We start from the raw sequence: 10,052 nt of genomic DNA, 5'->3' as shown, positions 1-10,052 counted from the left end.
AAGAATCGTATACGTATGACGCAACAAGCAACCGTACTGCAATTGAACGGAAAAACGGTGATAAAACAGAAAAAACAACGTATGCCTATGATTCTATTAATCAACTAATAAAAGAAACATTACCAAATGGTATAAGTAAAGAATACAGCTACGACGGCTTTGGAAACCGCACAAATGTAAAAGTAACCGAAGCAGGAAAAGCGGCTGTATCGACAGCAGCCGTATTTAACGACGGAAACCAGCTAACGAAATTTGGCAACGAATCCCTTACGTATGACGCCAATGGAAACCGTACATCCGATGGCAAATACAAATACACATGGAACGAAGCAGACCAGCTGATCGCCATCACAAAACAAGGCGAAAGCACATCATTTGCGACATATAAATACGATGACGACGGCCGTCGCATCGAAAAAACAGTGAGCGGAACAACAACCCGTTATCACTACGACGGCGACAGTATTAACCCATTATATGAAACAGCTGGAAGTGGAAACGTCCTTCGTCAATATGTATACTCCGTAGACGGCATCCGCCTGGCGATGAAATCTCAAGGGCAAACGGTATACTATCACTACAACCCACGCGGTGACGTCATCGCGATGACAGACGAAAACGGACAAGTCGTAGCAAACTATGAATATGATGCATGGGGCAATGTCCTAAAGAGTGACGCAAAAGGCATCGCAGCAGAGAATCCATTTGGATATGCGGGATACATGTATGATAAAGAGATTGGGATGTATTATCTGATAGCGAGATATTACAATCCAACTCATGGTGTGTTCTTGTCTGTGGATCCGGATCCGGGTGATGAGGATGATCCGATTACGCAGAATGGGTATACGTATGCGGATAATAATCCTGTCATGCATGTGGATCCAGATGGGCATTGGGCTCAGTTTTTAATCCCAGTAGCAATTGTAGGTGTTAGAGTAGCTGCGAAAGTTGCGATACGTTATGGAGTGAAATATGCTAAAAAAGGAGCTAAATGGGTAGCAGGTAAAGCGAAATCTGCCTGGGAAAATAGAAAATATACTATTCAAGGACCAAGTAAAAGAAATGGACGAGTATTTGCAATCGTAAATCGACAGAAAAAGCAGACTAAATCTACTGATTCTAGGTGGCTATGTAGACGGTTGGGGCACGTTTGCAGAATAGTAAATTTATACTTGCAGCAATAAGCACTTGAGAAATAAATCTCAAGTGCTTATTCAATTATTTACTATCTCTTGTTCTTTCAGGAATAAAACTAGAAAGAAAAATGGCAACAATTATTGCTAGACTGAAGTTTTCAGTAGTATCAACCTCTAAACCGTTTTTCCATTGATATATAAAGGATAGCAATATTAAAAATATAGCAATTCCAGCCGTATATCTTACTACGTTTCGCTCTCTTTTTCTTTTAGGCATAAAACTAGAAAGGAAAATGATAACGGCGAATGCTAGACCGAAGTTTTCAGTACTATCAATTACTAAACCGTTTTTCCATTGATATATAAAGGATAGCAATATTAAAAGTATAGCAATTCCAGCCGTATATCTTACTACTTTTTGCTTATTTCCCGCTTCGTTTCTTTTCGTATTCATATTTATCCCTCTTTCTTATTTATAATGTGATGCTGTTTGTTTAATCCACTGTAAGACTATTAAAGGCATCATGATTTTTTTGAAATCAAATGACAACTGAATTTGTTCTTCTAACTCTCCGTGTATATGCAATTTCTTTTGTAAGGCTAACATACATTCTGTAGTTTGTTCTTTTAACCTTTGATACATAAATTCTTTTGAATGCTGGATACTTTCGTTTTGGTTTATCATATATCCGATAGCTATTGGCCCTTTTTGTTCGCCTATTTTCGGCTGTAATTCTTGAATATTGATATCTTTTAAATGAACAAAATAATCATGATAAAAATTAATTGAATACGTACCTGGTGTAGATATACCAGTTACAATGTTCGGTTGAAAAACAAATAGAATAGGTACTAAGGCTGTAAATGTTTGATCGTGAAATGCTTCATAAAGAATTTGAGCTAACGTATTAATATGAATAAATGATTTAACTACACTAATCATTTCTTTTTGTGATGCATGTTTACGAAATGGGTGTTTATAAACATGATATGGCAATACTTCACGTTCATTTGAAAGGATTTTTAAATATTGATTATTGCCTTTACTTTGATTCAAATGATAATTTATATTGTCTATCATATTTGTAGAACACTTTGTCTCTAACATCAGAATAACCACCTCCTTGCTGTTTGACTTTCTGTACTTAAAATATACGTGTTTATTTATGTTAATAACAATTAGTAAAATTTCATTAAAATTTTGGCGAATTATTAGGTATTTTAAACTTGATATTTTACTTAATTTGAAATATTGGGAAACACTTAATCTCCTTAGTCTGTATATTCGAAGAGGGTAATGCATTTGTATGGAAGCATTCTGACATGGACGAGTACATAAGAAATCCCACTTAAAGCTACGTTTAAGTGGGGGAGAGTTGACTCAATATTTTCAAATATTTTGCTGACATTTTATAAGCGCGATTATCATAAAAATAGTTTCCTAGTTCAGTAGCGAGTTCACGAACTAAAGGGTATTGTTTTTTTTCTAGGCCCATTTCAATAGCTGTTTGCATATTTTTCTCGTATCCATAATCATCTCCTCTTAATTTGGATATCTTTCCCTTCAATCCGTATAGTTGAACATGAGCGAAAGGTACATCAGCAATTGATAAAAAATGAAATGCCTCATCCATTAATTTATTAACAGTTTTCCAATTTTTAAGTTCTATATGAATCTCTATTAAGCCTCGGAACATGTATATCTTTTGATTTTTTTTAGGAGAAACTCACTCAGTTGCAAACTTTCCTCATAGTATTTAATAGCATTCGTATAGTCTTTCAAGCCTTGATAAATTTTTCCGTAATAATACGGGATCATAGGTAAATACATAGAATTATAATTATTTTTCACTCCAAGTTCTGCCTGCTGTAAGGTTTCGAGAGCTTTGTCATATAATCCATCTGCCTCATACAGAAGTACAAGCATTAAAAGAGTATATATTACATCATGCTCCATATTAAATTTTTTGTACAATCTGTAGGCTTTTTTAGCATACAAACGACCAATACTTTTATCTTTATAAAGCTCTTTATTTACATGACATAGATTATAATATATATGGGCGTGTCGCTCAGTTTCTTCTAGGCCAAGTAACCCCTCTACCTTCACATAAATTTCATGGGCAGCCATATAGTCTTGTTTATTATAAAAATAATGGCCTCGAGCCTTTAGATAATATATAAAATCTTCGGTATATTGGGAGTCTATTTGATTTGGAATGACTTGCGAAGCTTGATTAACAATTGGTGCTACATGTAATAAGTTGTCATTTCGAGAATGATAGTATATTAAAACACTGTAAGCCTTTAATAATAAAAGAGTCGAGTCTGTATCACGAACATACAGTTCTAAAGAAGCTAAGTCTTTTTCGCTTATAATCTTATTATTTTTATACTTATTACATATTTCAAGAAGCTTAGGTTCTATATCCTCATAATCTGCATCGACAAGAAAATTGTAATCAACATCTAGCTTTTCAGCGACCTTTTCTAAAAAAGAAGCTGAAGGTTTAATTTGTCCATTTTCAATTCTACTTAAATAAGTTATCGAACAGATCCCAGATACTAGTTCTCCTTGTGTGAATTTTTTATGTATACGTATTTGTCGAATACGTTCACCAGTGTTCATATCTTCATCCCTTTCTTTGAATGGAACGGTTTGTATAATAAGAATAGCGGATCTATTCCCTTATACATATCACTCAAAATATGAAGGAAACAATTGGGCACAACGTAGCTGCAATGAATGACTTTTACTCGTAATACTTATTTGAATGAATATGAATTTTGTAAGCCCTATTTATCTCAGTGGTCTCCTTCTTCTACTAATATTACTATATTATACCAATTAACTTAGGTTCACGCTTAATAAAATTCATCTTCCATCTAAAATTGGTATTTCGTACTGTTGAGGAGGAAGTCTTATGGCGGAAAACGAAAAACTATTGAAAATTTTTTAAGTACAGAAATTCGACCAGTAAGGAGAGAGAGTCGCTTTGATGCTATAGAAAAAAGTGCTATAAATATGATAGACAATATTATGTTTACAAACATTCATTAGATGAGGTAGCGTTGATTGGAACGAGTGATATAGAGGGACTCAAAGAAAGTAAAACATCTTTTGAAGAAATGAATATTACTTGGGGATGTTAATGATAATGAAAAAAGGACACCCCTCGCCAAATACTTCTAGCAAGTGTGTCCTTTTACATTTTTAATCAATGAAACTATTATTTTACGCCTACGTCATTCCAAGCTTTTTCTACAGCTTTATATGTTGCACTGTTAACACCGTAGTAATCAGCAGCAGATTGCAATAAAGCAGCACGTGCTTTACTGAAATCACTTGTTGGTGTAAGGTACGTTGTTAAAGCACGGTAATAGATTTTTTCTGCTTTTTCTTTACCGATAGCATTGATTGTTAAATAAGCAGCTTTATTTGGAATACCGCTATTGATATGTACGCCGCCATTATCTCCTTCTTCTGTTGCTGGTAAATATTGATAGTTGTTCATATGAGCAGGTTGGTCATACTTTTCAGGATTTGATAAGCTACGGAGTGCATCTCCTTTAACTCCTGGTGTATATACCGCTTCTCCTATATCCCAATTGGTTGGATCAACGAAGTATCCAAATACATCAGAAAAAGATTCATTTAGTGCTCCAGATTGATTTACGTATCGAAGATTAGCTGACTTTTCAGTTACCGCATGTGTTAGTTCATGTGCAACGACATCAAGCGCACCTGATAGCGGTGCGAATTCAACACCATCGCCATCTCCATAAATCATTTGTTGTCCATTCCAGAACGCATTATTATAGTTTTTTCCATAATTGATTGAAGAACGAATCGTTGCACCTTTTCCATCAAAACTGTTGCGGTTATGAACATTTTTATAATAATCATATACTTTGCCTGCATAGAAATGAGCATCAACTGCAGGAGCTTGGTCCTTATCTACCCAAGCATTATCATCATCGAATAGATAGTAATTCTTTGGATTATCTGCATTGCTGTGATTAACCGTAAATGTTTCAATAACGCCACCATTCATCGGCTTTGTTGTGTCTTGTAAGTAGTATTTTCCGTATTGGCTGCTGTAAGTTGTATTTAGGTTTTTGCGGTCACCCAATACGCCGTTACCATAGCCTTTTTGCGGAGTATCTGCATCTGTAACTGCATTATATGAACCTACAATTGTTCCATCTTCTGCGTTTACATAGATTTGCCAGTTTGCTCCATAAGGTTTAATGAATTGTAATTGTACTTTATAAGTTAAATAATAATTCCCATCTTTTTCATAAACAACTAAATCTGCATTTTCATTTGTAGATTTTGCGTTCTCTTTCATTTGTTCTAACGGAGCGCCCGTTGTTTCTACGAATGTATCTTTTTTCGCTAGATTAATATGATTCCATGCATTTGAAAGAGCTGTTTCTTTTGAAATCTTTGCTTTTGTCTTTTCTTTTAATTGCTCTGCAGCAGCTGGGTGTACGTCACCGTTGACTGTTGTTACTTTGCCATCACGATTTGTATGAACAATAAATTGTGCGCCATCAACTGGTACTTTATTAATAGATTGAATGTACACATAATGTTTCATGCCTAAATCATCTGACTTTACTTCTTTCAGTGTTAAGTCAGTTTGCGGATTGATTTTAAATAACTCTTTATTTTCTTCAAGGAACGTCTTCACTGCTTTTTCTGATTCTACTTTTTTATCAGATAATTCCCCTGAAAGGAAGGATGGATTTCCTTGTTCATCATTCCACGTTTTTTGAACGACTTCCATTTTATCCAAAGCTTTTTGCTGAGATGCTTGTTCTTCTGCAAATGCATTTGAAAACGGGGCACCTAAAACCATTCCGGTTGCTAGTAATGTAACGACTGATTTCTTCATTTCTATTTCTCCTTTTAATATTCCGTGTAATAAAGATGCATCTTATTAAGTAGTATACAAACAACTTGATTCTGTGTATCGATATATGCAAAATTACATATATTGACTATTTATTGTTCATATTTTTAGGGATTATTTATCTATTTCTCGGTATAGAGAGATTTTTATTCACAACTTTATGTTGCTTTGGATGGCGATAAAAGGGGAGGAGTTTTTTGGAGGCCACTGAAAAACTACCGTTTTTCATCTCATAAAACATATGTAAAACAAAAAAGGCGACCTTTTTCTCTATACTTTTGTTACTGTTTTCCTTTTAATAAGGTCATAATTCGTTTTAAGTTAACAGCGAATATTGCCATCGCTCCTTGCATTTGCATGCCAATGAGACCCGAGGAAGATGCTGTATCATACCCGTGTCTATGTTTGAGTTCACTATTTTTAGCTTCACTTTTTAAACCATGAGGGACTTTTTCAGTGGGGCAATATAAAGAGTATGAGAAATAGGTGAAATCTGTTTATCCCGCTATTCGTGGACAGTAAGACTCCCGCCTCAAGATGGAAGTTTCACTTTATATACCATTTGATTTGTAACTTTTCTGTAACGATTTCTTCACACATAAGAAATTATAATCTTTATGTGTGAAAATTTACGTTAAGGATCGAGAGTATATGCGGAAGTTGTTAAGCTTAATATGTATCGTTTTTCTACTAACAGGTTATAGGGTAGATGAAATACCGATAAATTTAATAGAGGCTTCTTCAAGTGAAAAGTGGTTGAAGGAATTAAAAGATTAAATGAATAAAGATCTTCCTATTAATTATAGATTACTTACTCCAAAATCTAATAAAGATAAACAAATGATTTGGACATTGGATATAGATCAAGATGGAAAAAATGAAGCTATTTTTCTATATAAACGGTCTAATGAAGACTATCGAGTATACTTATCCATTTACAAATAAACCAGTAAGGGATGGGAATCTCAGTCAACACAAACTTTTAGTGAAGAAGGCACAGGTACAATCGTCTTGATAAAACTTCCATTATAGTTTGTACAATAGTTATAATATAAAAGTAGTTATATTAATATATATAAATTAAAGATAGGAGAATTCAATAGAATGAGAAATGGCTTTAAGTTAAAAAGTATAGTAAGTGTAATGCTATTGATTGCTACTGTTGCAGCGATATATTTTATGTTTCAATCCATTACTTCACCCGCAAAAGCGGAGAGTTTATATGTAGCATTTGAAAATGCAGCAAAACAAGAGAAATCATTATTTGATGATGTGAAAAAATTAAACGATTTGGAAACGAAAGAGGAAGAACTGTATGTTCAAATTTTAAGAGAAGGAAAAGAATATAATAAAGCAGTAGTAAAAAAAACAGATGAGGCTGTTGCAAATGTAGATGAGCGTGAAAAAGTGCTGAAGCATGAAAGGGAGGTACTTGAAAAAGCTCAAGAAGAAATTAAACCTGTTCCAAGTGATGTAGATAAAATTGAAGATAAGAAATTACAAAAAGCAGCGAAAGAAGTAGAAAAAGTATATAAAAATCGTTACGAATCTTTTCAGAAAATGAATGAAAAGTATATGGAATTATTAACGATGGAAAAAGAGTTGTATGGAAAGTTCAAAGTAAAAGAAACGAAGTTAAAAGAAATTGGTGAAAAAGTGAAAACGATTAACGCACTAAATAAAGAACTACAAAAAGAAAAAGAGAAGTTTAATCGTTATACAAAAGAATATAATGAGGGGAAAATTGCATTTTATAAAGAAGCAAAGATGAAAGTAAAATAAGCGGAATTATAGCAATGAAAATCAAACTCAACAGGATGGAAAGGGAGTAACTATATAAATACAAGCTGAAACAACGCCCTAAAAACCCTTTTCTTTTAGGGGAGGACGAGAGCATTTGGCCGTGCATAGAAGTGGTCAGGGCCTTTTTCTGCCACATGCGAGGTGAGAAACGAATGGAGCAAGCGAGTACAGGTCATGTTGTGTTTTGTATAGCGGCGACTTATATGCTGAAAAATTAAAATGTGCTTACTCTTAGGTAATCATAGCCGTTAGGATGATGGTTATCGATTAACGTTTTGTTTGAAGCAATCCACCCTTTTTTTCTTTGGAAGGGTGGATTGCTCTTTTTATGCTTCTTATAAAGGTGTATTGACACACCTTTTGAACGTAACGTATGGATGGTATTTGATAAATAGACACAGTTCTAGGGTACGATTACTACCAGACATTTACTTTAAAAGAATTGGAAAATGTTTCAAAGTTTGCTCATTCTCTAATAGGCAATTTTCTAGCTGAAAAGATGGTGACAGTGTTAGGTCTTTATATTGTGTAATGAAAGTTGTTAGAGCGATTGTAGCTTCTAAGCGCGCGAGAGGTGCACCTAAGCAAAAGTGCGGTCCTTTTCCGAATGTCATATGTTTCTCATTACCTGGTCGATGTATGTCAAAACGGCTAGCGTTAGGGAACTGTTTTTCATCTAAATTTGCGGCAGCGACCCACGCAACAATCATTTGTCCCTTTTTCATTTGTGGTCCAAATATAATTGTATCCTCCGTTATTGTACGTGCTAATACGACCGGAAAACGATAACGTAAAACTTCTTCGACTGCTTGCGGAATATAAGCCGGATTTTCACGTAATTCTGCGTACGTTCCTGGTTTCTCAACTAAAAAACAATAGAAACTATTGATAATTAAATTTGTAGTTGTTTCATTGCCAGCTGCCAGTAAGCCGAGTGAGAAATCTACAATCTCTTCATCTGTCAATCTTTCACCTTCATATTCAGCTCTAATTAAGTCTGAAATGATGTCGTCTGTTAAGTGGTATCGTTTTTCTTGGACAATGGGAAGAAGATACATTTTAAATTCTTTCATAGCAATTGCTTTTTGCCTATCTAAATCAGCAAATTTCTCTCGGCTATATGGCATGAATAAAATATCGGACCATTGTTTCACTTTTTTAAAATCTGTTGCCTGAACACCTAATAAATTAGAAATGACAGTTACAGGGAATGGGGCAGCTAAGTCTTCTACAATATCAATTTCATCACGATCTCTTAGCTTTTCAATTATTTCAGTTGCAAGCGCTTGTATATGTGGTTTCCACTCAGTTAAACTGCGCGGTGTAAATGCTTTTGAAACGATAGAACGAACATTGCGGTGTTCAGGAGGATCAGAAGAATTTAAATCCATTCTCGTTTCGCGTTGCGGAAAGGAAAACTGCTGACGATCTCTTCGACTTGAAAATAACCGATAGTCAGATAAAACTCGGTTCACATCGTCATACAAAAATACATTCCATACATCTTGCTCTGCATCATAATAGACAGGATGATTCTCTTTCATATGCTGATACCAAGAATAGGGATTCCAAAGCTCGTCTTTTGTTTTTAGTTTGGAAATCTCATGAACTAAAATGACATTTTCCGGTGACTTCATAGATATCTCCTCCTTTTTCTTCAAAATAAAAAGATATGTTTTATTCTAGCATAAGAGGAGGGGATGATTATTTTTTGTAGGTTGAGAAAGATATTCTGATACAATGGGGTGCCTTGAAATTTCAACTTGATTTTGAAGAGGGGTTATGTCAAAAGAAATACTTGCTTTGAAATAATAAAAAAGCTAGCGAAATGCTAACTTTTTTATTATTTCAAACAACGAAATGTACATATTGCTCTAAGGGCTATTTACCAAACTATAAGTACAAAAGAAGTGAAACTATGTTTCTATTTGGTTTATCGGGAGTAAATGTAGTTGACCAATTGATAAAAGGTAATTTTGGAAATAAAGTCTTTTGAACTTTAAATTTTTAGATTACGCATAAATGATAGGAATCTCATCCTATCTACGCGGTATAATCGACTACATATAATGATAAACCTTTTGTTTTCTTTTGTTTCTCATAGAAGGTAAAAATCTTATACACACATTAAAGCACGCTATTTTTGCTAAGTAAATCATAAAATTTCGCTTAAAAAAATACATAATTGTTA

At 34.2% G+C, this 10,052-nt stretch carries 5 protein-coding genes and 3 pseudogenes; 2 read left to right on the top strand and 6 right to left on the bottom strand.

Going from position 1 to position 10,052, the window contains the following annotated elements; translation table 11 throughout:
* Positions 1-1,187, top strand: a 1,187-nt coding sequence (locus V7024_RS20710; RefSeq protein WP_335523394.1) for an RHS repeat domain-containing protein, incomplete at its 5' end; no start/stop codon positions are given.
* Positions 1,188-1,398: 211 nt separating this feature from the next.
* Here V7024_RS20710 and V7024_RS20705 read toward each other — a convergent pair.
* From V7024_RS20705 to V7024_RS20685, 5 genes and pseudogenes are all read right to left on the bottom strand, one after another.
* Positions 1,399-1,593, bottom strand: a pseudogene (locus V7024_RS20705) (hypothetical protein); the annotation flags it as partial.
* A 15-nt stretch (positions 1,594-1,608) separates the two neighbouring features.
* Positions 1,609-2,247: a hypothetical protein gene (locus V7024_RS20700; RefSeq protein WP_335523391.1), complete on the bottom strand. Its 639-nt coding sequence runs from the start codon at positions 2,245-2,247 to the stop codon at positions 1,609-1,611.
* A 253-nt stretch (positions 2,248-2,500) separates the two neighbouring features.
* A pseudogene (locus V7024_RS20695) lies at positions 2,501-3,768 on the bottom strand (helix-turn-helix domain-containing protein).
* A 601-nt stretch (positions 3,769-4,369) separates the two neighbouring features.
* Entirely contained in the window at positions 4,370-6,040 is a 1,671-nt protein-coding gene (locus tag V7024_RS20690) for a M4 family metallopeptidase (RefSeq protein ID WP_335523388.1), read from the bottom strand.
* 299 nt (positions 6,041-6,339) lie between these two features.
* Positions 6,340-6,492: pseudogene (locus tag V7024_RS20685) on the bottom strand (IS5/IS1182 family transposase); the annotation flags it as partial.
* Between the two features lie 745 nt (positions 6,493-7,237).
* On the opposite strand from V7024_RS20685, the gene V7024_RS20680 reads away from it, so the two are divergent.
* Positions 7,238-7,840, top strand: a complete 603-nt coding sequence (locus V7024_RS20680) for a YkyA family protein (RefSeq protein WP_335523396.1) — start codon at positions 7,238-7,240, stop codon at positions 7,838-7,840.
* A gap of 449 nt (positions 7,841-8,289) precedes the next feature.
* Here V7024_RS20680 and V7024_RS20675 read toward each other — a convergent pair whose 3' ends face one another.
* The gene (locus V7024_RS20675) at positions 8,290-9,498 is read right to left on the bottom strand and encodes a cytochrome P450 (protein WP_335523386.1); all 1,209 of its coding nucleotides are present in this window, start codon (positions 9,496-9,498) and stop codon (positions 8,290-8,292) included.
* Between the last annotated feature and the right edge of the window lie 554 nt (positions 9,499-10,052).

Origin of the sequence: Bacillus sp. JJ864 (assembly GCF_036963045.1) — a bacterium.
Classification (GTDB): Bacteria; Bacillota; Bacilli; order Bacillales; family Bacillaceae_G; genus Bacillus_A; species Bacillus_A pseudomycoides_C.
This window is presented reverse-complemented; position numbering and strand designations above follow the sequence as displayed.

Bases quoted from the DNA above. Each gene is read 5' to 3' on its own strand.
- V7024_RS20700 (WP_335523391.1), bottom strand. From the start codon at position 2,247: ATGTTAGAGACAAAGTGTTCTACAAATATGATAGACAATATAAATTAT.
- V7024_RS20690 (WP_335523388.1), bottom strand. From the start codon at position 6,040: ATGAAGAAATCAGTCGTTACATTACTAGCAACCGGAATGGTTTTAGGT.
- V7024_RS20680 (WP_335523396.1), top strand. From the start codon at position 7,238: ATGTTTCAATCCATTACTTCACCCGCAAAAGCGGAGAGTTTATATGTA.
- V7024_RS20675 (WP_335523386.1), bottom strand. From the start codon at position 9,498: ATGAAGTCACCGGAAAATGTCATTTTAGTTCATGAGATTTCCAAACTA.